This is a genomic window from Actinomadura sp. 3N407 (assembly GCF_052245875.1).
Taxonomy (GTDB): Bacteria; Actinomycetota; Actinomycetes; order Streptosporangiales; family Streptosporangiaceae; genus Spirillospora.
In genome coordinates, this window is record NZ_JBQQBP010000019.1 from 25,129 (window position 1) to 49,853 (window position 24,725).

General features: G+C 72.0%; 21 protein-coding genes. 11 read left to right on the forward strand and 10 right to left on the reverse strand.

Features of this window, described 5'->3' with window-relative positions; genetic code table 11:
• Position 1: 1 nt before the first annotated feature.
• The 3 genes from ACTWPP_RS35810 to ACTWPP_RS35820 form a co-directional block, all read right to left on the reverse strand.
• Positions 2 to 190, reverse strand: coding sequence for a CbtB domain-containing protein (locus ACTWPP_RS35810; protein ID WP_443108853.1), 189 nt, complete (start codon positions 188 to 190; stop codon positions 2 to 4).
• 302 nt (positions 191 to 492) lie between these two features.
• Positions 493 to 951, reverse strand: a complete 459-nt coding sequence (locus ACTWPP_RS35815; RefSeq protein WP_443108854.1) for a PPC domain-containing DNA-binding protein — start codon at positions 949 to 951, stop codon at positions 493 to 495.
• Positions 952 to 1,397: 446 nt separating this feature from the next.
• Positions 1,398 to 3,770 carry a SpoIIE family protein phosphatase gene (locus ACTWPP_RS35820; RefSeq protein WP_443108855.1) on the reverse strand — a complete coding sequence of 791 codons (2,373 nt, stop codon included), beginning with the start codon at positions 3,768 to 3,770 and terminating at the stop codon, positions 1,398 to 1,400.
• 309 nt (positions 3,771 to 4,079) lie between these two features.
• Between ACTWPP_RS35820 and ACTWPP_RS35825 the strand changes: the two genes are divergently transcribed.
• A complete protein-coding gene (locus ACTWPP_RS35825; RefSeq protein WP_443108856.1) occupies positions 4,080 to 4,988 on the forward strand; it encodes a LysR family transcriptional regulator in 909 nt (302 codons plus the stop codon).
• Between the two features lie 4 nt (positions 4,989 to 4,992).
• Here the strand turns inward: ACTWPP_RS35825 and ACTWPP_RS35830 are convergent, their stop codons facing one another.
• The 3 genes from ACTWPP_RS35830 to ACTWPP_RS35840 form a co-directional block, all read right to left on the reverse strand.
• Complete coding sequence (locus tag ACTWPP_RS35830; RefSeq protein WP_443108857.1) at positions 4,993 to 5,124, reverse strand: hypothetical protein; 132 nt, start codon at positions 5,122 to 5,124, stop codon at positions 4,993 to 4,995.
• A 26-nt stretch (positions 5,125 to 5,150) separates the two neighbouring features.
• Entirely contained in the window at positions 5,151 to 6,671 is a 1,521-nt protein-coding gene (locus ACTWPP_RS35835) for a sodium-dependent transporter (RefSeq protein ID WP_443108858.1), read from the reverse strand.
• A 369-nt stretch (positions 6,672 to 7,040) separates the two neighbouring features.
• Complete coding sequence (locus tag ACTWPP_RS35840; RefSeq protein ID WP_443108859.1) at positions 7,041 to 7,967, reverse strand: LysR substrate-binding domain-containing protein; 927 nt, start codon at positions 7,965 to 7,967, stop codon at positions 7,041 to 7,043.
• Positions 7,968 to 8,096: 129 nt separating this feature from the next.
• Here ACTWPP_RS35840 and ACTWPP_RS35845 point away from each other — a divergent pair, with 129 nt between their 5' ends.
• From ACTWPP_RS35845 to ACTWPP_RS35860, 4 genes are all read left to right on the forward strand, one after another.
• Entirely contained in the window at positions 8,097 to 9,263 is a 1,167-nt protein-coding gene (locus ACTWPP_RS35845) for an NAD(P)/FAD-dependent oxidoreductase (protein ID WP_443108860.1), read from the forward strand.
• Between the two features lie 28 nt (positions 9,264 to 9,291).
• Positions 9,292 to 10,689 (forward strand): 2-oxoadipate dioxygenase/decarboxylase, encoded by a 1,398-nt coding sequence (hglS, locus tag ACTWPP_RS35850; protein ID WP_443108861.1) that lies wholly within the window; start codon positions 9,292 to 9,294, stop codon positions 10,687 to 10,689.
• A 33-nt stretch (positions 10,690 to 10,722) separates the two neighbouring features.
• A complete protein-coding gene (amaB, locus tag ACTWPP_RS35855; RefSeq protein WP_443108862.1) occupies positions 10,723 to 12,255 on the forward strand; it encodes an L-piperidine-6-carboxylate dehydrogenase in 1,533 nt (510 codons plus the stop codon).
• 111 nt (positions 12,256 to 12,366) lie between these two features.
• Positions 12,367 to 12,966, forward strand: a complete 600-nt coding sequence (locus ACTWPP_RS35860) for a short chain dehydrogenase (RefSeq protein WP_443108863.1) — start codon at positions 12,367 to 12,369, stop codon at positions 12,964 to 12,966.
• 19 nt (positions 12,967 to 12,985) lie between these two features.
• Here the strand turns inward: ACTWPP_RS35860 and ACTWPP_RS35865 are convergent, their stop codons facing one another.
• From ACTWPP_RS35865 to ACTWPP_RS35880, 4 genes are all read right to left on the reverse strand, one after another.
• Complete coding sequence (locus ACTWPP_RS35865; RefSeq protein WP_443108864.1) at positions 12,986 to 14,881, reverse strand: methyltransferase domain-containing protein; 1,896 nt, start codon at positions 14,879 to 14,881, stop codon at positions 12,986 to 12,988.
• Between the two features lie 136 nt (positions 14,882 to 15,017).
• Positions 15,018 to 16,256 carry a helix-turn-helix domain-containing protein gene (locus ACTWPP_RS35870; protein WP_443108865.1) on the reverse strand — a complete coding sequence of 413 codons (1,239 nt, stop codon included), beginning with the start codon at positions 16,254 to 16,256 and terminating at the stop codon, positions 15,018 to 15,020.
• A 290-nt stretch (positions 16,257 to 16,546) separates the two neighbouring features.
• Positions 16,547 to 17,209, reverse strand: a complete 663-nt coding sequence (locus ACTWPP_RS35875) for a cutinase family protein (RefSeq protein WP_443108866.1) — start codon at positions 17,207 to 17,209, stop codon at positions 16,547 to 16,549.
• 265 nt (positions 17,210 to 17,474) lie between these two features.
• A complete protein-coding gene (locus ACTWPP_RS35880) occupies positions 17,475 to 18,806 on the reverse strand; it encodes an alpha/beta fold hydrolase (RefSeq protein ID WP_443108867.1) in 1,332 nt (443 codons plus the stop codon).
• A gap of 373 nt (positions 18,807 to 19,179) precedes the next feature.
• Here ACTWPP_RS35880 and ACTWPP_RS35885 point away from each other — a divergent pair, with 373 nt between their 5' ends.
• The 6 genes from ACTWPP_RS35885 to ACTWPP_RS35910 all read left to right on the forward strand — a co-directional run bounded on the left by ACTWPP_RS35885 (position 19,180) and on the right by ACTWPP_RS35910 (position 24,672).
• Positions 19,180 to 19,791 (forward strand): helix-turn-helix domain-containing protein, encoded by a 612-nt coding sequence (locus ACTWPP_RS35885; protein WP_443108868.1) that lies wholly within the window; start codon positions 19,180 to 19,182, stop codon positions 19,789 to 19,791.
• Positions 19,792 to 19,876: 85 nt separating this feature from the next.
• The gene (locus ACTWPP_RS35890) at positions 19,877 to 21,037 is read left to right on the forward strand and encodes an NAD(P)/FAD-dependent oxidoreductase (RefSeq protein WP_443108869.1); all 1,161 of its coding nucleotides are present in this window, start codon (positions 19,877 to 19,879) and stop codon (positions 21,035 to 21,037) included.
• Positions 21,034 to 21,348: a (2Fe-2S)-binding protein gene (locus ACTWPP_RS35895; protein WP_443108870.1), complete on the forward strand. Its 315-nt coding sequence runs from the start codon at positions 21,034 to 21,036 to the stop codon at positions 21,346 to 21,348. Before ACTWPP_RS35890 ends, ACTWPP_RS35895 begins: the two co-directional genes overlap by 4 nt.
• Positions 21,345 to 22,745, forward strand: coding sequence for an FAD/NAD(P)-dependent oxidoreductase (locus ACTWPP_RS35900; protein ID WP_443108871.1), 1,401 nt, complete (start codon positions 21,345 to 21,347; stop codon positions 22,743 to 22,745). Before ACTWPP_RS35895 ends, ACTWPP_RS35900 begins: the two co-directional genes overlap by 4 nt.
• Positions 22,742 to 23,671, forward strand: a complete 930-nt coding sequence (locus ACTWPP_RS35905) for a dihydrodipicolinate synthase family protein (protein ID WP_443108872.1) — start codon at positions 22,742 to 22,744, stop codon at positions 23,669 to 23,671. Before ACTWPP_RS35900 ends, ACTWPP_RS35905 begins: the two co-directional genes overlap by 4 nt.
• On the forward strand, positions 23,671 to 24,672 hold the full coding sequence (locus tag ACTWPP_RS35910) for a proline racemase family protein (protein WP_443108873.1): 1,002 nt from the start codon (positions 23,671 to 23,673) through the stop codon (positions 24,670 to 24,672). Before ACTWPP_RS35905 ends, ACTWPP_RS35910 begins: the two co-directional genes overlap by 1 nt.
• Positions 24,673 to 24,725: the final 53 nt, after the last annotated feature.

Sequence of the window (24,725 nt, forward strand, 5' to 3'; positions counted from 1 at the left end):
CCTAATGGCAGGGCACGCCGAGCAGATGCCGCCCATCGTGCATCAGCTCGTGCAGGTAGCCGCCCGTCTGCGACACGGCGCCGTTGTCCATCAGGACGAGGTAGCCGATCAGCAGCAGCACGGGAACCGTGAGCAGCCATGGAACGAGGCGGGGAAGGGGGATGTTGCCTGGAGCCGACAGCGTGCTCACGGTGCCTCCGCAGGGGATCTAGCGCGTCCCGGACAATGAGGTCGCGGCCGCCCGAGCGACCTGGCTCCCGGGATCGTCGTCCCGGATACAGTGGCGCGTCCGCACCGGCATCTCACCGGATTTCCCTCGGGCAACCGTGAATCAGGCGAACTTTACGATCTTGGCCTCTCTCCTGTCAACAGCGCGGCGGGACCGGGGCCGCGGAGAGGGCGGCGCAGTCGTCGGCGAAGTGGAAGGCGCCGGTGATGAAGGCGTCGCCACCGGAGCCGGCCCGGCGCACGCACTGGATGACGGCGGAGTAGTCAGTGAGACGGGGCGTCGGCCGCGTCCGGGTTGATCAACGCCAGCCCCGTTTCAGGATCGTGCTGCTTGCGCAGCGTGGTCGGTGTCTCGGTGACGATGAGTTCCAGGGTGGGCCAGACGTCGGCTTCCATCAGGTGCCCGCCGCGTGTGGACGTGTCGCGCAGGCCGAGCACCGCGTGGGCGTGCACGGCGGGGCTGCCGCCCGACTCGGCGATGTCCCCGATCAGTGACAGCACCTCGGCCTGCTCGTTCACTTCCATGGGCAGATACTCCTTGCGCACGGGGTCGAAGAAGGCCAGGACGGCTCGGCGAAAGGCGCCGACGCCGGTCAGTGAGGCACCGCCGACCGAGTTCTCCGTGGCCCAGCGGCCGAGTTCCGTCACCGGGTCATCCCCTTTGTCCATCACGATCGCGTAGGTCCGCCGGCCATCGGCCTCGGCGAGCAGCTTTGTGCGCATGGCCCTCCTTCCGTACACGGCCGCTCAGCGCGGCGACGTCTTCCGGAGTTGTTGCCCTGCGGTAACCGGCCTAACAGAACCGGCGGGGCATGCCCGGCAGAATCTTCGTCGCCCTGGTTTGACACCTCCGACTCCTGGATCCCGGACAGTTACCGGCCGCCGGCCTTCCGGAGCGCGTCGCGGAGCGTCTCGGTGCTGGTCACACCGACGATCAGCTCGCCGCCTCCTAGCAGCCCGGCGCGGGTGCCAAGCACGGCACGATCGCATCATCCTCGTGGGGCAATGGCGGTCCGTGTGCGTTCCGTTCGGGCTGGTGTCCCGCGCGAGTCAGTGCTTCAGGCCGGCTGCGCCGCTGCGATCGGCTCACCCGTCCTGTCACGGGGCACGCTCGGAGACGGCGAGACGGCGAGACGGCGAGACGGCGATCCCTGGGCATCTTGCCGGTGTCACGATGGGGTGAGGGTCTGCTCGGCCCAGATGGTCTTGCCGTGCGGGGTATGACGGGTCCCCCAGCTCTGGGTCAGCTGGGCGACCAGGAGCAGGCCCCGTCCGCCCTCGTCGAAGACGCGGGCGCGGCGCAGGTGCGGCGAGGTCTCGCTGCCGTCGGAGACCTCGCAGATGAGCGTCCGGTCCCGGATGAGACGGAGCCGTATCGGGCCCTCGGCATGCCGGATCGCGTTGGTGACGAGTTCGCTGACGACGAGTTCGGTGGTGAACGCGACCTCGTCGAGGTCCCAGACGGTGAGCTGCTCGGCCGCCCGTTTGCGGGCGTCGGCGACGATGGCGGGGTCGGCGGGCAGGTCCCAGGTGACGACCCGGTCGGACTTCAGGGCACGGGTGCGCGCGACCAGCAGGGCGACGTCGTCCACGGGACGGCCGAGGGAGACGCTGTCGAAGACGTGGTCGCAGGTCGCCTCCAGTGACGGGCCGGGCCGCGTCAGCGCCCGGCGCAGCCGTTCGAGACCGGCGTCGATGTCGCGGTCGCGGGACTCGACGAGTCCGTCGGTGTAGAGGACGAGGATGCTGCCCTCGGGAAGTTCGATGTCCATTCTCTCGAAGGGGAGACCGCCCAGGCCGAGCGGGAGGCCGGCGGGCGGGTCGAGGAGGTCCACGGTGCCGTCCGGGCCGATGAGCGCGGGAGGGCAGTGCCCGGCGCGGGCCATGCTGCACTGGCGGGAGACCGGGTCGTAGACCAGGTACAGGCAGGTGGCCCCGATCTCGTGCTCGGCTTCGCCGGAGCCGGCTTCGTTCGCGAGGCGGCCGACCAGGTCGTCGAGGTGGGTGAGGAGTTCGTCGGGGGCGAGGTCGATGTCGGCGAGCGTGCGGACGGCGGTGCGCAGCCGGCCCATGGTGGCGGAGGCGTGCAGGCCGTGCCCGACGACGTCGCCGACGACCAGGGCGACGCGGGCGCCCGACAGCGGGATCACGTCGTACCAGTCGCCCCCCACTCCCGCGGGGTAGCCGGCGGGCAGGTAGCGGCCGGCGACCTCCACGGCCGACTGCACGGGGAACCGCCGGGGGAGGAGGCTGCGCTGCAAGGCGAGAGCGGTCGCGTGCTCGCGGGTGTAGCGGCGGGCGTTGTCGAGGCAGACGGCGGCTCTTGCGGTGAGCTCCTCGGCGAGGAGCACGTCGTCCGGCTCGAAGGGCTCCGGCCGCCGGCCGCGGAGGAAGACGGCGGCACCGAGGGTGACCCCGCGGGCGCGTATCGGCACCGAGAGGACCGAATGGAACCCATGCTTCCGGACGGTCTCCGCCCGATCGGGATTATGGCTGACCGATGGAAGGAACGCCTGGTCGTGGGAGCCGGTCAGGACCGCTTCGCCGCTGGCCAGGCAGCGGGCGGACGGGGATGAGTCCGGGTAGCGGTCGATGTCCCCGATCTTGACGACGGCCTCGGGGACGCCCTCGTTGACGGACTGGTGGGCGGTGCGGCGCAGCGCGACGGTGGCGGGAACGGGCCCGGGGAGCGGCTCGTCGCCGGTGAAGACCGCCTCGAGCAGATCGACGATCGCGAAGTCGGCCAGCCGCGGCACCACCACGTCGACGAGTTCCTGGGCGGTCTGGGTGACGTTCAGGGTGCTGCCAATGGCCGTGCTGGCCTCGTTCAACAGGGTCAGCCGCTGCCGGGAGCGGTACTGCCCGGTGATGTCGAGGACCCCGACCCACACGGCCCGCGTCCGGCCGTCCTGATCCTTCAGCGGCGCGATGGACACCGACCAGGCCCGTTCGCGGGGCTCGCCGGGCACCCGGCGGTAGGTCTGCCGGTGCACCGGCTCGCCCGTGTCGAGCACCTGGCGCATGTACCGTGCCAGTGCGTCGAACTGGGGGCCGGGGAGCGCCTCGGTGAGGCGCCGTCCGCGCAGTTCGCCCTCGGCCTTCTCGAACATCTGGCACATGCGGTCATTGACGCGCAGGCACACCAGATCCGTGTCATGGATGGCGAGGGCGAAAGGGGACTGGGCGAACGCCCAGTCCATGAAGGGCAGGTCCGACTCCTCGGCCGGGGGCGGCCCTTCGACGAAGGTCGCCAGGAGCCATCGGAGCCGGCCGTCGTCGCCGCGGCTCGGGTGCGCCAGCAGTTCCACTTCCACGGCGGCGCCGTTCTTGTGCCGCAGGCTGGCCTCACCGTTCCAGTCGCTGCGCCCCTTGAGGCCCTGCAGGACGGATGCCGGCACGTCGGCGGCGAGCAGAGCGGCGGCCGGACGGCCCAGTACCTCCGCCGAGGTGTAGCCGAGCAATCGCTGCGCGCCCGTACTCCACGCCAGGATGACGCCCAGCTCGTCCAACACGGCCGTGGCCGCGATCACCTCAAGCCCCAAGGCCTCGCCCCCGCCCGGAGGGATATCGGTATGCGCGTCCCCTATCATGCGCACCGCCCCCGCCCGAGTCTTCCTCGGTTGTCGCAGGTCAGAGCTTTAACGTACCAGGACGCCGGCCAATAGAGCCAAGCATCACGGTAAAGTCCGCCATCTCCGCACACCGTGCGAGTCTCCGCCGCGCCGATGAGCTCTGGGACGGCACTCCTCGGGTGATCGCGCGTCAGGTGTCACAGCGGCCTATAGGAATTCCGTTCTAGGCCAAGCAGGTCTTACCCTTCGCCCACGGGTCCCGACGGCCGTGAGGTGCGGATGTACAAGCTTCATCACCTGCTGACCTTTCAGGCGGTGCACAGGACCGGCTCGTTCGCGATCGCCGCGCGGGAGCTCGGCTACACCTCATCGGCCGTCTCGCAGCAGATCGCGGCGCTGGAGAGGGAGACCGGGCTGCTGCTGTTCGAGCGGGAGGCGCATGGGATTCGCACCACCGCGGCCGCGCACCGCCTCCTGGAGCTGAGCAGGCAGGTGCTGACCAGTGTGAACGAGTTCGACTACCAGGTCCGGCAGCTGACGAGCGGCGTGAGCGGCCAGATCAGGGTGGGCAGCTTCCCCACCGCGAGCGTCCGGCTCGTGCCGCCGGCGTTGTCGGCCTTCAGCGAGCGGTGCCCCGGCGTGAAGATCACCCTGGAGGAGGGTGAACCCGACGAACTGATCGCGACCATCGTCGACGGTGACCTGGACGTCGCACTCGTCTACGAGTACGGGCTGTGTCCCCGCCAGTGGTCGGACGGTGTCACCCGGCACCCGCTGCTGCGCGAGGACCTGCTCCTCCTGCGGCCACCCGGCGACCGGCGCTCCGTCGATCTCTCCCGGCTGGCCGGACGGCGCTGGATCACCAGCCGGGAGGGCACGGCCGGGGCGCTGTCGCTGACCCGGCTGTGCGCCTCGGCCGGCTTCAGCCCGGCGATCGCCTTTCGCAGCAACAACTACGACGTCGTCCGCGAGCTGGTCGCCACGACCGGCGGAGTGGCGGTCGTTCCCTCGCTCGGTCACGCGCCCCACGAGCGCATCGTCGCGACCCGGCTGGCCCAGAGGTCGGCGCATCGCACCGTCCTCGCGGTCCATCGGACCGGCAACACCAACCCGCTGCTCGGCCGCTTCCTGACGACGGTGCGCCAGGCCGTTCCCGCCGGCGACCATCTGACCCCGCTGGCGCGGTAGCGGGCTAGGCCTCGGCGTCCCCCGGCGCGGCGCGCTTCTCCCGGTCCTTCTTGACCGCCCAGAACAGCAGCAGGATCAGCACCAGCAGGTCGCCGCCGAGGAATATGACGGTCCACACCAGGACTTCGGTGTCCACGGGTTGTCCTTTCTCACTGGGCGGAACTAGGAGGGGGTCTTCTCGTCGCCGCCCTCGGCCGCGTCACCGGCCGGGGCGGTGCCGGCGGGCGCGGGTGCGGTCATGGGGCCGCTGCCGATCCGGTCGGCGAAGAAGTTGTTCAGCGCGTACAGGATCACGAACAGCAGGGTCCACTGCAGTGCCAGCGTGGCGACGCTGAACGTCGAGAAGGGGTTCCACCAGTCGTCGGGGGCGAACTCGTCGATCGCCCGGTAGACCCACCAGCCGATCACGATCGCGAACATCACGGGGAACAGCCGGATCAGCCACGGCCACCAGGCCCGGATGCGGAAGTCGCTGTCGGCGTCCATCGCCGCCCGTGCCCGCTCCAGCCCGTACTTCATCATCGCGATCGCGGCCAGCAGACCGCTGATCAGCAGCGCGACGCCCCACACGAAGTCCTGGTTGGCGAAGAAGTCCAGGCTGAGGGCCGACGGGATGCCGGCGACGGCGGTGATCGCGACCACCAGCCAGACCGCGCGTGGCCGGGTCATTCCGGCGTCCATGACGTTGCGGGTGGCCAGTTCCGCCATCGCGATCAGGCTGGAGATCCCGGCCATGGCGAGCGCCAGGAAGAACAGCACCCCGAAGAAGGCGCCGCCGGGCATCTCGGCGAACAGCTGGGGGAAGAAGATGAAGGCCAGGCCCTCGTTGCCCGCGGTGGCGCTGGCGATCTGCTGCGGCTCGCCCAGCGCGTACAGCGCGCCGATCACGGCGATGCCGCCGAGCAGGGAGGCCAGCAGGTTCCCGGCGCACACCACCGTGGCGTTGAGCCCGAAGTCCTCCCGCCGCCGCATGTAGACCGCGTAGGTCAGGTAGAGGCCCCATCCGGCGCCGGTGGAGAAGGCCATCTGGGTGAACGCCTGGAGCCACAGCTGGGCGTCGCCGAGCCGGTCCCACTCGGGCACGAAGAGGTGCCGGAGCCCCTCCTCCGACCCGTCCAGCGTCAGCGCCTGGATCGCCAGCACGAGCAGGATCACGAACAGTCCCGGGATCGCCCACTTGAGGATCCGCTCGAAACCGCGTTTGAGCCCGCGGGCCACGATCGCGCCCACCAGCCCGATGGCCAGCAGGTGGAACAGGATCGTCTGCCAGGCGCTGGAGGTGAAACCGTCCCACAGCGCCTGGGTGTCACGCCCTTCGTCGAACGTCCCGGTGAGCGAGTAGACCACGTAGCGCAGCGTCCACCCGCACACCACCGAGTAGTAGAACAGGATGCCGACGGTGACGAACCCCATGTAGGCGCCCATCCAGGCGAACCTGCGTCCCATGAAGTCGCGGAAGGCGCCCACCGTGCCGAGCCGGCTCTTGGAGCCCATGAAGGATTCGGCCATCAGGATCGGGACCGCCCACACGAGGTTGGCCACCACCAAGGCGACCAGGAACGCGCCCCCGCCCCACTCGGCCGCGACCCGGGGGAACCGCCACAGGTTCCCGGTGCCCACGGCCATCCCGATCGCCGCGGCGATGAAGGCGAATCTGCTGCCGAACACTTCTCTGGCTGCCATCGGGGGTCGTTCCCTTCGCTATCTGGTTCCGCCGGTTCTGTGCCCCCGCGGCGACACGTCCGGATCTCTACCCGGACGGCGCCTCTCTGTGACCATCACGCAAGATTCAGTGCGGGTTCAAGCGCGAATCGACAACGGTTGCGCATCCTGTTGGCTCATGCGGATTCCCTGAGGCGGGACGGCCGGTGCCCGGGCGATCGACGGTCGAGGCGGGGACGGAGGGCGTCCGGCATGGGGTTCCTCTTCCTGTCCGCAGGGCGTGTCCGACGACTCGAACGCTGGGAAGACGCGATTCGCATAGCGAGAACTTTGAGCCAATCGGGTCGCCGACGAAAGAGGCGGCAGGACTAGACCTTGCCGCCCTCAGGGTCACGCCGGCTGGGCCTGCTCGCCGGTGTCCCCGTCGTCGGCCAGCTCGCGCAGCACCTGGACCAGGGCCGCCACGGTCGGCCTGTCCTGCGCCGCGGCACGCACGATCACGACGATGTGCCGCTCGAACGGTTCCGCGAGGCCGACGACGTCGAACCGCGAGGGGCGCAGCCGCATCATCAGGTCGGTGACCGGAGCGGCGCCGACCCCGGCCTCGACCAGTGCCAGCGAGGCGGCCGTGTCGGTCACCTCGTGGCGCACGTCGGGCTCGACCCCGGCACGGCGGCACACCGTGCGGATCGCCCGGCCGTAATGGCTTTCGGCCGCCGGAAGGATCCATCCCAGGGACGCCGTTTCGGAGAGGCTGATGGAATCCACACCCGGGAGCGTGCCCGCGGGGACCGCGAGGCAGAACCGTTCCCGGTAAAGCCGGACCACGTGCAGCGCCGGGTCACGGGGAATCGGCACATCGGGGTAGTCCAGTCCGAGCGCCAGATCCACCGTGCTGGAGGAGACCGCGTCGTAGACCTCGTCGACGTCCATCTCCCTGCTCTGCACGACCAGACCGGGATGACGCCGGTGGATCCTGCCGAGCGCGAGCGGAAGGATCTCCGCGGCGGCCGTGGCGAACAGGCCGACCTGCAGCGCCCCGGAGATCGCGCGGGTGGTCCGCTCCACCGCCGCGACCGCCTCGGCCTCGATGCCGAGGATGCGCTCGGCGTGCCCCGCCAGGGCGAGCCCGGCGTCGGTGAGCTCGACCCGGCGCCCGACCCGGCGCAGCAGCCGCACGCCCGCGGCCCGCTCAAGCGCGCCGAGCTGATGGGAGACACCGCCCGGGGTGTAGCCGAGCGACTGCGCCACGGCCGTGATCGTGCCGCGCCGCGCCAGCTCCACCAGCGACCGCAGTTGCACGCTCGTCCACTCCATATAGGAACTCTAATAAATACAGATGAAAAACTGTGAATAGACGTCAAAGATTCGCGGATGCACGATGGTGGCTGACGCACCTCCGCTCGCCTCGCGCCCCAGGCGTCGGCCCCACGGAAGGGACCACCGATGTCCGCCACCCCGGCCCCGCTCCCCGGCAGCGCGTCCGTCGTGATCATCGGTGGCGGGGTGATCGGCACCAGCATCGCCTTCCATCTCGCCGAGGCCGGCGTCGGCGACGTGGTGCTGCTCGAACGAGACGAGCTCGGCTCCGGCTCGACCTGCAAGGCCGCGGGCGGCGTCCGAGCCCAGTTCTCCGACGAGCTGAACATTGAGCTCGGCGCGCGCAGCCTCGAAGCGTTCACCCGCTTCCGCGAACGCCCCGGGCAGGAGATCGACCTTCGCCAGGTCGGCTACCTGTTCCTGCTGTCCACGCCCGAGCACGTCGCGGCCTTCGAACGCGACGTCGCGCTGCAGAACGAGCTCGGCGTCACCAGCCGCATGATCGACGTCTCGGAGGCGCGCAGGCTGTCACCTCTGATCGAGACCGACGGCCTGCTCGCCGCGGCGTTCTCCCCGGACGACGGCCACTGCACCCCCGAGTCGGTCGTGCTCGGCTACGCGACGGCGGCCAGAAGGCTCGGCGCCACACTGCGCACGAACACGCCGGTCACCGGCATCCGGACGCGGGCGGGCCGGGCCACCGCCGTGGTGACCGATCACGGCACGATCAGGGCCGACACCGTGGTCTGCGCGGCGGGCGCGTGGTCGCGCTCGATCGGGGAGATGGCCGGTGTGGAGCTGCCCGTGACGCCGGTGCGCCGCCAGGTGATGTTCACCCGGCCGATGCCCGATCTCGCCGCGGAGGTGCCGTTCACCATCGACTTCGCCTCGTCCTTCTACTTCCACCGCGAAGGCGGGGGGCTCCTGCTCGGCATGTCCGACCCGGAGCAGGAGCCGGGATTCCATCTCGGCTACTCCGACGCGTGGCTGCCCAGGCTGAGCCGGGCGGTCGAGACCCGCGCACCGCGGTTGCTCGACGTCGGGCTGTCGCGCGGCTGGGCGGGGCTCTACGAGGTCACCCCCGACCACAACGCTCTCATCGGCCGCGCCGACGAGCCGCCGAACCTCCTCTACGCCACCGGGTTCTCCGGCCACGGATTCCTGCAGGCGCCCGCGGTCGGCGAGGTGATCCGCGACCTCTGCCTCGAACGCGCGCCGGTCCTGGACGTGAGCCCGCTGAGCGTGCGGCGCTTCGCCGGCGGCCGGCCGCGCCCCGAAGCCCGCATCGTCTGAACACCGCACCCGAGCCGGGAGGCGAAGCATGAAGACGCTCGGCCAATGGCAGCTTCGCGCGGCCTTCGCGCGCAGGCTGTCGGAGATGTACGGGCGCGAGGTACCCGCGTACGCGACGCTGGTCGACGTCTCGCGGGAGGTCAACGCCGATGTTCTGCTCCGTTCCGGGGCCGCCGCCGAACGCTTCGGCTCCGTCGGCCGGGTCACCGCCGAGCGCCACGGCGCGATCCGGGTCGGCACCCCGGCCGAGCTGAACCAGGTCGCCCGGATCTTCGGGGCTCTCGGCATGGAGCCCGTGGGGTTCTACGACCTGCGGGAGGCCGCGTCCAGCGCGGTCCCCGTCGTGTCCACCGCCTTCCGGCCCGTCGAAGCCGGGGAGCTGGCCCGCAACCCGTTCCGCGTGTTCACCTCGATGCTGACGCCCGCCGACTCCCGGTTCTTCGATCCCGGGCTCCGGCGCAGGTTGGAGAACTTCCTGGCACGGCGGCGGTTGTTCCCGCCCGAGCTGCTCGCGCTGGCCGATCGCGCCGAGCGCGACCGGGAGCTGCCGGAAGCGGACGCGGAGCGGTTCCTGCACCTGGCGGTGCGCTCCTTCGAGCTGTCGGACGAACCCGTCGACCAGGGCTGGTACGAGACCCTGGAGAGGGTGTCCGCGGTCGCCGCCGACATCGGCGGAGTCCGCAGCACGCACGTCAACCACCTGACCCCGCGGGTCCTGGACATCGACGAGCTGTACCGGCGGATGACCGGGCGCGGCATCCGGATGATCGACACCATCCAGGGCCCGCCCCGATGGAACGGGCCCGACGTGCTGCTCCGCCAGACGTCCTTCCGCGCCCTGGCCGAACCCCGCCGGATGCGCGGGCCCGACGGAACCGTGTCCACGGGAGCGCTGCGGGTGCGGTTCGGCGAGGTGGAGGCGAGGGGGCTCGCGCTCACCCGGCGGGGGCGCGCCCGCTACGACGCCCTGCTCGACGAGGTGGACCGCCGGGCCGCCGCCCGTCCCGGCGTCCCCCGCGCCGACACGGCACGGGCGGTCTGGGAGGAGGGCCTCCCCTCCACCGAACGCGGACTCATCGAGCACGGGCTGGCGTTCTTCACCTATCACCTGTCCGGCGAGCGCCCCGCTCATGGCGGACCCGCGCCGGCGAACGTGATGGACCTGCTCCGGCAAGGGTGGATCCGCGCGGAGCCCATCGTCTACGAGGACTTCCTTCCCCGATCGGCCGCCGGCATCTTCCAGTCCAACCTCAGCGGCGAAGGCACCCGCAACACCGCCCGGGAAGCGATCCGGTACGACCTCGACTGGCTCGCCGGCGCGATCGGCCGCCATGTCCACGACCCCTTCGCCCTCTATGAGCGGCAGCAGAACGACTCGATCGCCGAGGTCGCCGAGGCCCTGGGCATCGAAGGGGCGCTCGACTGACGTCATCCGGCGGACAAGCCCGAAAGGAACCTCATGCCAGACACGCCACTCCCCAGCACCGGCTCGCTCCGCGACCGCGCCCGCACCGCCCTGCGCCGGGTCGGGGTGACCGTCACCGAGGGGGACGGACTCATCGCACGCACCCCCATCACCGGGGAACACCTGTTCGGCCTCGAAACCGGCACCGCCGCCGCCGAGGCGGACCGGGCGGTCACCGCGGCGGCCGCCGCCTTCCGGACGTGGCGCACCACCCCGCCGCCCGTCCGCGGCGACCTCGTCCGGCGCCTCGGCGACCTGCTCCGCGAGCACAAGGGCGACCTCGCCGACCTCATCACCATCGAAGCCGGCAAGATCCGCTCCGAGGCGCTCGGCGAGGTCCAGGAGATGATCGACATCTGCGACTTCGCCGTCGGGCTGTCCCGCCAGCTCTACGGCCGCACCATCGCCTCCGAACGCCCCGGCCACCGGCTCGCCGAGACCTGGCACCCGCTCGGCGTCGTCGGGGTCATCTCCACCTTCAACTTCCCCGCCGCCGTGTGGTCGTGGAACACCGCCATCGCGCTGGTCTGCGGCGACACCGTGGTGTGGAAGCCCTCGGAGCTGACGCCGCTGATCTCCGTGGCGGCCGGCCGGCTCGTGGAACGCGCGGCCGAGGACGCGGGCGCCCCCGCGGACGTGCACCGGCTGCTGCTGGGCGACCGGGCCGCCGGTGAGCGACTGGCCGACGATCCCCGCGTCGCCCTGGTGAGCGCCACCGGCTCCACCCGGATGGGCCGCGAGATCGGCCCGCGCGTCATGGCACGCTTCGGGCGCGTGCTTTTGGAACTCGGCGGCAACAACGCCTCGGTCGTCGCCCCGTCCGCCGACCTCGACCTGGCCACGCACGGCATCGTGTTCGCCGCCGCGGGCACCGCCGGCCAGCGGTGCACGACCCTGCGCCGCCTCATCGTCCACCGTGACGTCGCCGGCGACCTCGTCGACCGGCTCACCGGCGCGTACCGCAAGCTGCCCATCGGCGACCCCTTCGCCGACCACACCCTCGTCGGCCCGCTCATCTCCACCGGTGCCCACGACACCATGCGCCAGGCCCTCGACCGGGCGCGGGACGAGGGCGGCGAGCTGCTCGCGGGGGGCCGGCGCAGGCTCGCCGACGCCGCCCCCCGCGCCGCCTACGCCGAACCCGCGCTCGTGCGGATGCCCGGACAGACCGGCGTCGTCCGCGAGGAGACGTTCGCGCCGATCCTGTACGTGATGACCTACGACCGCTTCGACGACGCCATCGCCCTGCACAACGACGTCCCCCAGGGACTGTCCTCGTCGATCTTCACCCGCGACCAGCGCGAGGCCGAACGGTTCCTCGCCGCCGACGGCTCCGACTGCGGCATCGCCAACGTGAACATCGGCACGTCCGGCGCCGAGATCGGAGGAGCCTTCGGCGGTGAGAAGGAGACCGGCGGCGGACGCGAGTCGGGCTCCGACGCCTGGCGCGCCTACATGCGCCGCGCCACCAACACCGTCAACTACTCCGAGACCCTCACCCTCGCCCAGAACGTCAGCTTCCTGTAGCCACTCCTTCGACGAGTGCACACGGATCGAACACGTGATGTCCGGCATCACCGGAGCGGCGGCCAAGCCGCGGCACAGCACCGTCTACCCGAGCGCGGAGGACCCGGAAGAATGAAGATCTTGCTCGTCGGCGCGACCGGCGCCATCGGCGGCGCGGTGCACGCGGCCCTGTCGGACCGCGGCCACGACGTCATCGCGGCGCACCGCGGGTCACGCGAATGGCCCGTCGACATCTCCGATCCGGCCCAGATCGGCGACATCGTCCGCAGGGCCGGCGTCCTGGACGCCGTCGCGTGCACCGCCGGGTCGACACCGTTCGGCCCCTGGCGTGAGATGGACCGCGACGCCTGGATGTCCGGGATCAACAGCAAGCTCCTCGGGCAGGTCGAGCTGGTGCGGCAGGCCGCGGACCATGTGCGCACCGGCGGCTCGTTCACCCTCATCACCGGAATCCTCGCGCGCGAGCCCATCCGCACGGGGAGCGTCGCTTCGGCCGTCAACGGGGCACTCGAGGCCTGGGTGCGCGCCAGCGCCGCCGAGCTGTGGGGCGAGCAGCGCATCAACGCGGTGAGCCCGACCGTGCTCACCGAATCGCTGGGCAAGTACGGCGAAGCGTTCCCCGGCTTCCGGTCCGTCCCCGCCGCCGACGTCGGCCGGGCGTTCGTCCGGTCGATCGAGGGAACCGACACGGGCCGGATCTACGCGGTCTGACACGACGATCCGTCCGCCGTCAGCGCCCTGCCCGGGGAACGGACACATGGCGCGGGGCATCGGAACCACCCGGTTCGCCGTCCGGTATGCGCTGGGCGAGCACCCGGTAGGTGTTGGAGCGGCCGCCGCGCCGGATGACGGGATACAGCAGCTGGTCGGCCATGGCGGCGCCGAGCATCAGCGGGCCGGCGGCCAGATAGACGGCCGTGCGCGCGGCGACGCGGAGCCGCCGGTACCTCGGGTCGCGCCAGGGCTTGTCGGGATCGGGCACGATGCGGTGCGCCGGCATCATCACGAGCATCAGCAGGTCCACCGGCTGGTGCGCGGGGCCGCGTTCCACGGCGACGATCCGCATGCCGTGTTCGGACAGCGCGGCCGTGAGGTCGTCCAGCGGCACGAAGTGGAGGTGCTGCGGCTGGAACCAGGCGTGCCACCAGCGGCCCGCGAGCCGGCCGACCGTCCATTCGGGGTCGGGGACCTCGATGAGCAGATGCCCTCCGGGCGGCAGCACCCGGGCGGCCGCGTCCAGTTCCGCGTGTGGATCGACGGTGTGCTCGAGGTAGTGGTGCATGCTCACGACGTCGTACTCGCCGGCGAGCTTGTCGGCCAGCTCGGTGAACGAGCCGAGATGGGACGCGTCGGCCCAGCCGCGGCGTTCGGCCTCCTGGATGCTGACGCTCATGTCGAGGGCGTCGAAGCGGGTGTCCGGCCAGATGTCCCGGGCGGCGTTGCAGAAATGGCCGTGCCCGCCGCCGACGTCGAGCCAGGTCCGGGGGACCACGTGCCCGCGCGGCATTCTGGCGCGGTCCCGGTAGTGCGGCGCGGCCAGCCGGAAGCCGCGCTCGACCTCCGGGGCGCCGGAACCGTCGTAGTAGTCCCGGTAGTAGAAGTCGAGGCCGGTCGCGTTGAGGCGGGGATTCTGGAAGACGTGGCCGCAGGAGCCGCAGCGGTCCAGCCTGAAGAGACCGGGCCGGTGATGCTGGTGGTCGCCGCTCGTCAGCACGAGCCGCAGGTCGCCGTCGCCGCACCAGGGGCACGTGCGCCGGGGGGCCTCGAAGAAGCGCGCCACTCCTTCGGACAGTTCGGCCGCGTACTCCCGGCGCAGGCGTGGCATCTCCGGGTCGGGCTCCTCCCGGACGGCGGCGACCCGCAGCCACCGGCAGGGGGCGGCGATCGGCCGGGAGAGCGCGAAGCGGCGCCGGTCGTGCGGGCGGAGCGGGGTGCGGGCGGTGGCCAGGTAGGGCTGCGCGCATGCCGCGGCGAGGACGGCCGCCGCGGACGCCGCGTTCCCCGCCCGCCCGCGCGGGTGGACGAGGCAGGCCGCGAGGCCGGTGCCCAGAACGGCCAGGCCGATGATGTTCCCGGTCAGGTAGACGGGCAGGTCGCTCGGCCAGTGCCGGCGGAGGATCGCGCGGCGGTCGGCGACCGGGCTGCCGGCCGGGGTGATCCCGGAGACCACTGCGAGGTCCGTCCGCACCGGGGCGTAGAGCTTGAGGCGGGCGGTCAGCGCCTCGAACTCGGCGGAGGCCAGGCCGGTGAACCGGGTGATGCCGGCCCGCCCGGCCACGTCGGCGTCGACGAGCAGCGCGTGCCCGCCACCCGCGCCGACGGCGAGCCGGGCGCGGCGGTAGGTGTCCGGGTCGACGCGCCGGACGAGATCCAGGGCCCGGAGGCTGTCCAGGCCGGCCGGTACGAGGTCCAGGACCTGGAGGCGGCCTTCCCTGGCGTACGCGCTGGCGGCCCGCCGGGTCGCGGCGTCCACGTCGACGCCCGCGGCGGTGACGAAGAGGTGGTCCTCGGCCACGGGCTCGTCGCTGCCCGGCAGCGGCGTCAGCCTCGCCGCCCGGCCTCGCCGCCACAGCGCGTCCGCTGTGAAACCGGCCGCGGTCAAGAGCATGAGCGATCGCAGTCGCATGTCGTTTCCTTCGCGTTGGGAGCGAAAAGACGATGTGAGGCCCCGGGCGTGGCCGGGGTCTCAACGGCACTGCGATGATCGGGCGGTGGATCACCGGCCGAAATGACACTCGTGCCAAAGTCCGGGCCGCGGGCGCTCAACCGGATGAGTCGCGGGACGGGTCCGCCGCCGTCCCGGATGTGGCCGCCGGCGCGGGGAACCGGAGCAGGGCGTTCAGCGCGATGCTCATGTCGAGCCTGGTGTCGGGGTCGACGATGTCGCCGCCGTACATCTCCTGGAGGCTGCGGATGCGGTAGCGCACGGTCTGCGGGTGCACGTGCAGCCGCTCGGCCGCGGTGATCGCGTTGTCGCCGCAGTTGAGGTAGAGCAGCAGGGTCGCGGCCAGGGTCCGGCGGCGGTGCGCCGGAAGCTTCAGCAGCGGGCCGAGGTGGCGGACCGCCGCCGCGTCGATCAGGTCCTCGCACAGCGAGGCGGCCAGTACGGCGACGTGGTCGACGCACCGCACGACCCCGTCGCAGGGCAGGACTCCGCGCTCTACGAGCTCGACGGCCCGCCGGGCCCAGAGCAGGGAGACGGCGCCCCGGTTCAGCGGCACGGTGGGCCCGATCACGCCCGGGTGCTCCCGGACGAGCCGTGCCAGCAGCCGGTCCTGGCCCGGCCCGTCCGGATCGGGCACCACCAGGTACGGCGCCGGCCCCTCCCAATCGGCCAGGACCATCGGCGGAACGACGTGTGCGGTCCGCGAGACCGGCCGGCGCAGCGCGATGACGCCGATCGTGCTGGTGGGTCCCCAGTCCGCGGCGCGGCTCAGATCGGTGAGCGCCTCCAGGCTGGGGGGCGGATCGACGACCAGCAGGTCGCGCAGCCGGTTGCGGTGCCGCTCCCGCGCGGACGCCAGTTTCTCCTGGGCGGCGGCGTAGCCCTCGGCGGCGGCGTTGGCGACCGTCCCGAGCAGGAGGAACATGGAGTCGGTGAGCAGGGCCAGCGTCTCGCTGGGCCAGCCGAGACGGTACGCCTGCTCGATGAACCGCCGGCAGGCGACCTGGCTGCTCAGCCGCATGGCGTTCTGCAGGCTGTCGAGGGCGCGCCCCTTGCGGGCCTCGTGCGCGCCGAGCCGCGCGTAGATCGCCGCGAGGCCTTCCCGGTCGTACGCCGGCCGGCCGACGGTGTCGATGAAGTGCTCGACGGTCACGGAAATGGTCTCCTGCACGCGCCGGCCGTACTCGCTGTCGGACGGCTGCGCGTATTCGGGCAGCTGCCTGCGGATCTCCCTGGTGACCTCATCGACCACGGATTTCGTGTAAGGGCGGAGCAGATCGTCGAGACCGCGGTGCGACGCGTGCCGCTGGACGGGATGGTGCTTTCTGACGGACAACTGCCGGGTTCTCACAAGCATCTCCTACAGCCCCGTCTGGCGGGTCATATGAGTGAATTGGTTCGGCCGTCCAGCTCTTCCAGGCGCACGAGAAAGTTGATCTTGGTCGTCCGTGGAACAATTCCTGCACGTGCTCGATTTCCACTGCCCGGCGACCGGATCGTCGTTCGTCCCGGAGAACCGTCGTCGGGATGCTCCCCCTGATCGTGGTGCCGGACGGCCGCCTGCCCGCCGCTCGTTTCGGCCTCGTCGGGGCGAGGCGAAAGAACGGCGGGCAGTGGTGGTGGCCGTCAGACCTTGCCGGCGGCGAAGTCGGCGGCCTCGTCGGCGTCGTCGCCGTAGCTCAGGTGGGCGAGGATGTCGAAGCCCGCGCCGCAGACCGGGTCGCCGTCCGCGCACACGTCGAGGGTGCGGGACTGATAGGTCCCGGTGATGCTCCTCCCGATGGCCCGGATCGGGTTGCCGAACACCAGGACGGCGGCGACCCGGGGCTCGATCGAGGCGGGAATGGTCGCGGTGATCGGCCCGCCGACGGCGGCGCCGTCGCTGCTGATGCCGATGGAGTTGTCGACCACGTTGGCGCCCTGGGAGTAGCCGACGAGGATGAACTTCTGGTTCGGGCAGGACGCGGCCTGGCTCTTCACATGGTCGACGAGGTCGGTGTTCCCCTTGGAGGCCGAGCCGGTGCTCAGATCGGCCGGGTAGTCGACGGAGTACGCGCTGAACGTCCTGTTCCTGATCTCGCTCCTGAGCGCGGAGTAGACCGGGTCGCCGACGATCCAGCCCAGGGTGCCGGGCTCACCGGTGCCACGGGCACTGACCACGTTGACGTCGCTGCACTGGGCGGCCGAGGCGGGGGCCGCCGTCACGGCGACGCCTGCGCCGCTGACGACGCACGCCGTGGCGGCGAGCGCGGCGAACCGGCGGGAGGTGAGGGATGGGGGGAAACGCATGTGGGTCCCTTTCCGGGGGGGGGGAGGGGCTCGTGGCCGGAATACCGGCCTCGAATGGTGGTGTGATGATCGGACTTCACCGGAGCCCCGGAAACGCACCCGCATACAAAAAACCGGCCATGCTTGACTCAGCCATCTGAGTTGAGTTCAGGCCATTCGAACGTCACCGCCGGTGAACGACGTTGAACGGCCGCCACCGGAATGGGAATCGATGGCGGCCGGCTCCGTCGTCATGACCGGGCGGGGGACGATGTCGGCGGTTCGGTTACGTGTAGTCGTCGAAGAACACGGTGACGGTGTTGACGTCCGACGGCCAGTCGGGCACCACCATCCGGGCCGTCCGGCCGTCGCCGGCCCGCTGCCTGGTCTCCAGGACCACGCTGCCGGCCGGCGGGTCCGCCGCGGGCATGAAGATGTCGACGCCGCTCATGAACGGCAGGGCGGGGAACAGTCCCACCGAGACCGAGGTGTCGGTGTTGCGGTCGGATTTCCAGTCGTAGGCGAAGAGGCCGATCGCCCCCTTGCCGCGGGGGGCGGTCGTCGCGTTGAGCACATCGGTACCGTTGATGGTGAGCGTGTCGCCGTCCGTGCCCTGGTCGCCCCACCACTCCTTGTTCCGGTAGGCGAGCAGGGAGACGTGGTGCGGGCCGCGCTCGATGAGCCAGTCCACCGGGCCGCCCGGGTCGGAGGTGAGCAGCCGGATCCCCAGATCGGTGCGGCGGAAGGGCTGGAAGTACAGGTGGTGCACTCGATCGCTGCCGTCCGGTGAGATCGCGAACTCGTACCGTGCCGTTCCGCTGCCGTTGAACGGGCCGAAGGAGCCGTCGCCCGAGAGCCGGAACGTCGCGACCGGTTCGGAGCCGGCACGGCGTCCGGTGGCCGGGTCGACCTCGAACACGTCGAGCCGGGCGTCGGTGTAGCCGGCGTTCGTGGGGAAGGAGACCGCCCGGCCGGCCAGCCTGATCGGTCCGGACTCCGCCACGACGCCGGTCGTCCGGGGATCCGCTCCGGTGAGGAACTCGTAGACGGCCTTGAAGGTGGCGACGGAGGACGTCGTCTGCACGTGTGATTCGTCGGGGAGGTACACGTTGGTCGCCCCGGTCACCGCGCGGCTCTGGTTGTTCTCTCCCCAGATCGCCAGGGTGGGCACGCCGCCGGGGAGGGAGTCGGCGGCCATGCCGTCGATATTGACGTAGTGGGCGACGTTTCCCGCCCGCGAGGCGGAGCTCCGCAGGTAGTCCTGGGATATCCGGGTGCCGAGCGAATGCCCCAGCAGGTCGACCTTGTCTGCGCCGGTGGCCGCCTTCAGCTTGGCGATGCGCTCATCGAGGGCGGTGTACACCTCCTCGGTCGAGGTGTTGAGGAAGGTGGAGTCGTACTCCAGCGATTCGATGTAGGTCGCCGGATAGCCGTTGCTCGCGAACCGCTTGGCCTGGGTCTGGAATTGGCTGCCGGAGCCGAAGAACCCGTGCACGAAGATCATCGGTCGCGTTCCCGGCGGAGCGGGGGCCGGCTGGGCGCCGGCGGTCGTCGCGGGGAGAAGGCCGGTCAGCAGGACCAGGGTGGCCAGCCCGAACAGCATGCGGATTCGTCTCATGGGTGCGTTCCTCCGGTGAGTGAGGCGGCAGGATGCGTCCGGCGCCGCCCGGCGGTCACCGGACGCGCCCAGAACCTACGAACCGCGAACCCGCGCCCCTATGACGGTCGGCGCAGAATCGCCCGCCTCGCTTTTGCGGGAAGCGCATAGCCGGACGGCTCGCCCGCCGTGGCGGCGTTCTCGCGAACCTGTGACGCGGCGGGATAGGCGTCCCTTTCTCGCGCGCCGCGTCGCGGGCAGCCGGCGTCCGCGCGCAGGGCGAAGGCCGCGACCATCACCGGCTGCCCGGGATCCGAGGAGCGGCGCCGGCCCGCCGGTACACTGGCGGTTCGGTATACCGAACATCGCTGTGATCAGAGCGGGGGGCGGGAGCATGGCTGCGTCAGGGGAGTCGGTGCGGGACGTGCTGGCCGGCAACCTGCGCCGCGCGCGGCTGGAACTCGGTCTTTCGCTGTCGGAGCTGTCCCGCCGGTCGAGGATCGGCAAGGCGACGCTGTCCCAGCTGGAGGCCGGCGCCGGAAACCCCACGATCGAGACGGTGTTCAGCCTGTCCCGCGCGCTGGAGGTCCCCATCTCCGACCTGCTCGACCGCCAGGAGCCGTCCGGGCTGACCGTGGTCCGGGCCGGCGACGTCGAGGTGCTGCGCGGTGAGGGAGTGGACCTGCGGCCACTGCGTGGCATCGTGTCCGGCGGCGCCCTGTTCGAGGTGTACGACCAGCAGGTCAGGGCCGGTCGGCGGCAGGACTCGCTGGGCCATGTCGGGACCGAGCACACCATCGTCCAGGCCGGGCGGCTCGCCGTTCGGGTGGACGGCCGGGACACCGAGCTCGGCCCGGGCGACTACATCGCCTTCGACGCCGGCCTGCCGCACGCCTACACGGCGCTCGACGGGACCGTGCGCTCTGTTCTGCTCCTCCAGTACGACGCCGGTCGGCGGCTTCACTTCGGTGCGGCGGAGCCGCCGCACCGGGACGACACTCCCTGACGATCCTCAGGGACCTGCGCGTTGACACCCCGCCCGAGGGCGACGTAGCCTCAAAGCGTTCGATTTATCGAACAACGGGAGTGCGATGATGCGGGTCGTGGTGCTGGGCGCCGGGATCATCGGCGCGGCCTGCGCCCGTGAGCTGGCCCTGGCCGGATGCGACGTCGCGGTCGTGGACCGCTGTGGCCCCGCCGCGGCGACCACCGCGCACGGCGAGGGCAACGTCCTCGTCTCCGACAAGGCCCCCGGCCCCGAACTCGAACTGGCGAAGCTGTCCCGGCGGCTGTGGCCGCTGATACTCGAAACGCTTCCGGACGCCGGCGCGGTGGAGTGGGAACCCAAGGGCGGCATCGTCGTCGCGACCACCGGCGAAGGCGCGCAGCCCCTGCGGGAGTTCGCCGAGTCCCAGCGCGCGGCCGGCGTCAACGCCGAGGAACTGGACGCCGCCGCTCTCGCCCGGGCGGAACCGCATCTCACCCGCGACTGCGCCGCCGCCGTCCACTACTCCGACGACGCTCAAGTACAGCCCGCTGGAGCGGCCACCGCCCTGCTCGCGGACGCGGTGCGGGCCGGAGCCGCTCTGCACACCGGCCGCGAAGCCGTCGACGCCGTCACACGCGGCGGCCGGATCACCGGTGTCGGCACGTCCGGCGGGATCGTCGAGGGCGACGCCGTCGTCAACGCCGCCGGGCCGTGGTCGGGGGAGCTCGCCGCGCGGCTCGGCGTCCGGCTGGCCGTCCGGCCCCGGCGCGGCGAAGTGCTCGTGACCGCGCCGATGCCTCCGACCGTCTTCCACAAGGTCTACGACGCCGACTATGTGGGCGCGGTCGGCAGCGGCGCCGGGGAACTCCAGGCGTCCGCCGTGGTGGAGTCGACCCGCGCCGGGACGATCCTGCTCGGCTCCTCCCGGCGCCGCGTCGGATTCGACGACCGGATCCGTACCGAGGTGCTGTCGGTCATCGCCGGCAAAGCGCTCCGCCTCTTCCCGTCCCTGGCCGGCGTGCCGGTGATGCGCGCCTACGGCGGGTTCCGCCCGTACGTCGCCGACCATCTCCCCGTGATCGGCGCGGACCCGCGCCTGGAGGGGCTGTGGCACGCCACCGGCCACGAGGGCGCCGGCATCGGGCTCTCCGTCGGCACGGCCGCCGTGCTGCGCGACCTGATGCTCGGACGCGAACCGGACATCGCCGCGAAGCCGTTCAGGGCCGATCGGCCCGCCGTCCAATCCGGAGGGAACAGCGAATGAGCCCGAGACTCGTGCGTACGGCCGGCGACGCCTCCGGGCGGCGGGACGTTCCCCTCCGGATCACGGTGGACGGAGAGCCGCTCACCGGCATCGAGGGTCAGACGCTCGCCGGGGTGCTGATGGCGTCCGGCCGCCGGGCCTGGCGTGCGGGGCCGTCGGGCGCCCCGCGCGGGGTCTTCTGCGGCATCGGCGTGTGCTTCGACTGCCTGGTCACCGTCAACGGCGTCCGGGACGTGCGGGCATGCGGCCGCCGTGCCCGCGACGGCGACGCGGTCACCACCCAGTCCCGCGTGGACGGGGACGGCCGGTGACCCGGCACGTCGTGATCGTCGGGGCCGGGCCCGCGGGCCTGGGCGCGGCGGCGGGCGCGCTGCGCGCGGGAGCGCGGGTGACGCTGGTCGACGCGTCCGAGGACCCCGGCGGCCAGTATCACCGGACGCCGCCGGTCGCCTTGGCCGACGCACGCCCCGCACGTCCCGGGCGGAGCGGCTTCGAGCGCCTGCGCGGCCACGTGCTGGGGCATCCGCGCTGTGACTGGTGGCCGCAGACCGCCGTCTGGTCGATCGAACACCGCGATCAGGGGGCGCCGTGCCCGCATGTGCTGTGCGGGGAGGCGGACGCGGCCGGTCGGGAACGGTACGTCCTCGAACCGGACGCGCTCGTCCTGGCCCCCGGTGCGCATGACCGGGTGCTGCCGTTCCCCGGCTGGGACCTGCCCGGCGTCCACACCGCGGGGGCTGCGCAGGCGCTCGTCAAAGGGGAGCGCCTGGTCGTCGGTGACCGGGTGCTGATCGCCGGTTCCGGGCCGTTCCTCCTGCCGGCCGCCGCCGCGCTGCTGGTGGCGGGATCGACCGTCCAGGCCGTGCTGGAGGCCAACACTCCCGGCACGGTGGCGCGCGGTTGGACGCGGCGCCCGTGGGAGCGTGCGGCGCGGACCGGCAAGACCGCGGAGCTCGCCGGGTATGCCGCGTTGATGGCCCGGCATCGCGTCCCCTACCGGATGGGCCGCGCCGTGATCGAGGCTCGGGGCGACGGCCACGTGGAGGAGGTGGTCACGGCGCGGCTCCGTCCCGACTGGTCGGCGGTGCCCGGCACGGAACGGGCCGTCGAGGTGGACGCGCTGTGCGTGGCCCACGGGTTCAGCCCGCGGCTCGAACTGCCCGTCGCGGCCGGTTGCGGGCTCCGGGACGGCGCGTTCGTCGAGGTGGACGACGACCAGCGCACCACCGCCCCGGCCGTCCACGCCGCGGGGGAGATCACCGGTATCGCCGGTGCTCCGGCGGCCAGGGCGGAAGGGCTCCTCGCCGGCTGGATCGCCGCGGGCGGCGCACCGGACGCCCCCGAGCTGACGGCCGTGCGCAGCCATCGCGACCGCGGCCGCGTGTTCGCCGCGCGTCTCGCCGCCGCGCATCCCGTCGGGGCCGCCTGGCCCGGCTGGCTCCGCCCCGAGACCGTCGTGTGCCGCTGCGAGGAGACGACCTACGGCGCCCTCCGCAGCGCGGCCGACGATCCCGCCCGGAACTCCGCCCACGCGATCAAGCTCGCGACCCGGGCCGGACTCGGCCCCTGCCAGGGCCGGATGTGCGGTCCCGCCGTCGCCGACCTGCTGTCCCACCGCGCCGCTCACCACCGGCCCATCGCGCAGCCGATCCGGCTGGGCGAGCTCGCACGTCCCCCCGTCGGCAACACCAAGGAGAACGTCCGATGAGCGACACCACGCTCCAGAGCCTCGGCGGTGTCATCGTGGCGACGGCGCTGCCCTACCGCGACGACGCCGCCGCGCCCGCGGGGCTCGCCGTCGACTACGACCGGTACGCCGAGCACTGCCGCTGGCTCGTCGACAACGGCTGCCGCGGCGTCGGCCCCAACGGCTCCCTCGGCGAGTACTCGTCCCTGACCGACCGGGAGCGCCGCCGCGTCGCCCGCACCGCCGTCGAAACGGTCGGCCACGACGGTGTGGTGGTGGTCGGCGTGCACGGCCCCGGGTCCCACCAGGCGCGGCACTGGGCGGAGATCGCCGCCGAGGACGGCGCGGACGGCGTCCTGTGCCTGCCGCCCACCATGTACCGCGCCAACCGCGGAGAGGTCGTCGCCCACTACGAGGCCGTCGCGTCGGTCGGCCTGCCGGTCATGGTCTACAACAACCCGATCGACACCAAGGTCGACCTCACCCCGGATCTCCTCGCCGAGATCGCGCGGATCGACGGTGTCGTGGCGGTCAAGGAGTTCTCCGGCGACGTCCGCCGCGTCCTGGAGATCAAGGAGAAGGCCCCCGGCCTGGAGGTCGTCGCGGGCGCCGACGACGTGGTCGTGGAGTCGCTGCTGATGGGGGCGACAGGCTGGTTCGCCGGATTCCCGAACGTGTTCCCCGCCGAGGCGGCGCAGCTGTACGAGTTGGCCGCCGCCGGGAGGCTGGAGGACGCCCGCGCCCTGTACGAGCCGCTGGTCGCCGCGTTCCGGTGGGACTCGCGGACCGAGTTCGTCCAGGCCATCAAGCTCGGCATGGAACAGGTGGGCCGGTACGGCGGACCCTGCCGCCCGCCGCGCGGCCCGCTCACCGCCGAGCACCGCGCCGCCGTCACCGCCGACATGACCCGCGCCGTCAGGGCGCTCGCCGACCGCCGGGCCGCCTGATGCGCTCGGTCCGCACGATCACCGCGGTCGACTCGCACACCGAGGGGATGCCGACCCGCGTCGTCACCGGCGGGGTCCCGGCCATCCCCGGCGACACCATGGCCGAACGCCGCCGTCACGCCGCCGGGCACCTGGACGGACTGCGCCGCTTCCTGATGGACGAGCCGCGCGGCCACCCCGCGATGAGCGGCGCGCTGCTCCAGCCGCCCACCCGCCCGGACGCCGACTGGGGCGTCGTCTACATCGAGGTCAGCGGCTTCCTGCCGATGTGCGGGCACGGCACAATCGGTGTCGCGACCGTGCTGGTCGAGACCGGGATGGTCCCGGTGACCGAGCCGGAGACGATCGTCCGGCTGGACACCCCCGCCGGGCTCGTGGAGGCCCGTGTCGCCGTCCGCGGCGGCGTCGCCGAGCACGTCACCCTCCGCAACATCGCCTCGTTCGCCCTCCGGCAGGACGCCGTCGTGGAAGTGCCCGGCCTGGGGGAGGTCCGCCACGACCTGGCCTACGGCGGCAACTTCTACGCCATCACCGATCTCGAACCGCTCGGGCTGCCGTTCGACCGGGCCCGCAAGGACGACATCCTCGCCGCCGGCCTGTCCATCATGGCGGCGATCAACGCCACCGACCGTCCCGCCCATCCCGCCGACCCGCTGATCACGGGCTGCAAGCACGTCCAGTTCCTCGCGCCCGGCTCGGACGCCAGGCGGTCCCGCAACGCCATGGCGATCCACCCAGGCTGGTTCGACCGCTCACCGTGCGGCACCGGCACCTCCGCCCGCATGGCGCAACTGCACGCGCGCGGCGAACTGCCCCTGCACACCGAGTTCGTGAACGAGTCGTTCATCGGCACCCGCTTCACCGGACGCCTCGTCGGCACCACCGAGATCGCCGGTCTCCCCGCCGTCGTCCCCGAGTTCACCGGACGCGCCTGGATCACCGGCACCGCGAACTATCTCCTCGACCCCGCCGATCCCTTTCCCGAAGGCTTCGTCCTCTGAGACCGGGTCAGAGGCGGCCGGGTCGCCGCGCGTGCGGTGCCGGTCAGCCGCCG

Bases quoted from the DNA above. Each gene is read 5' to 3' on its own strand.
- ACTWPP_RS35815 (WP_443108854.1), bottom strand. From the start codon at position 951: ATGCGCACAAAGCTGCTCGCCGAGGCCGATGGCCGGCGGACCTACGCG.
- ACTWPP_RS35825 (WP_443108856.1), top strand. From the start codon at position 4,080: ATGTACAAGCTTCATCACCTGCTGACCTTTCAGGCGGTGCACAGGACC.
- ACTWPP_RS35835 (WP_443108858.1), bottom strand. From the start codon at position 6,671: ATGGCAGCCAGAGAAGTGTTCGGCAGCAGATTCGCCTTCATCGCCGCG.
- ACTWPP_RS35840 (WP_443108859.1), bottom strand. From the start codon at position 7,967: ATGGAGTGGACGAGCGTGCAACTGCGGTCGCTGGTGGAGCTGGCGCGG.
- ACTWPP_RS35845 (WP_443108860.1), top strand. From the start codon at position 8,097: ATGTCCGCCACCCCGGCCCCGCTCCCCGGCAGCGCGTCCGTCGTGATC.
- hglS (WP_443108861.1), top strand. From the start codon at position 9,292: ATGAAGACGCTCGGCCAATGGCAGCTTCGCGCGGCCTTCGCGCGCAGG.
- amaB (WP_443108862.1), top strand. From the start codon at position 10,723: ATGCCAGACACGCCACTCCCCAGCACCGGCTCGCTCCGCGACCGCGCC.
- ACTWPP_RS35860 (WP_443108863.1), top strand. From the start codon at position 12,367: ATGAAGATCTTGCTCGTCGGCGCGACCGGCGCCATCGGCGGCGCGGTG.
- ACTWPP_RS35865 (WP_443108864.1), bottom strand. From the start codon at position 14,881: ATGCGACTGCGATCGCTCATGCTCTTGACCGCGGCCGGTTTCACAGCG.
- ACTWPP_RS35875 (WP_443108866.1), bottom strand. From the start codon at position 17,209: ATGCGTTTCCCCCCATCCCTCACCTCCCGCCGGTTCGCCGCGCTCGCC.
- ACTWPP_RS35880 (WP_443108867.1), bottom strand. From the start codon at position 18,806: ATGAGACGAATCCGCATGCTGTTCGGGCTGGCCACCCTGGTCCTGCTG.
- ACTWPP_RS35885 (WP_443108868.1), top strand. From the start codon at position 19,180: ATGGCTGCGTCAGGGGAGTCGGTGCGGGACGTGCTGGCCGGCAACCTG.
- ACTWPP_RS35890 (WP_443108869.1), top strand. From the start codon at position 19,877: ATGATGCGGGTCGTGGTGCTGGGCGCCGGGATCATCGGCGCGGCCTGC.
- ACTWPP_RS35895 (WP_443108870.1), top strand. From the start codon at position 21,034: ATGAGCCCGAGACTCGTGCGTACGGCCGGCGACGCCTCCGGGCGGCGG.
- ACTWPP_RS35905 (WP_443108872.1), top strand. From the start codon at position 22,742: ATGAGCGACACCACGCTCCAGAGCCTCGGCGGTGTCATCGTGGCGACG.
- ACTWPP_RS35910 (WP_443108873.1), top strand. From the start codon at position 23,671: ATGCGCTCGGTCCGCACGATCACCGCGGTCGACTCGCACACCGAGGGG.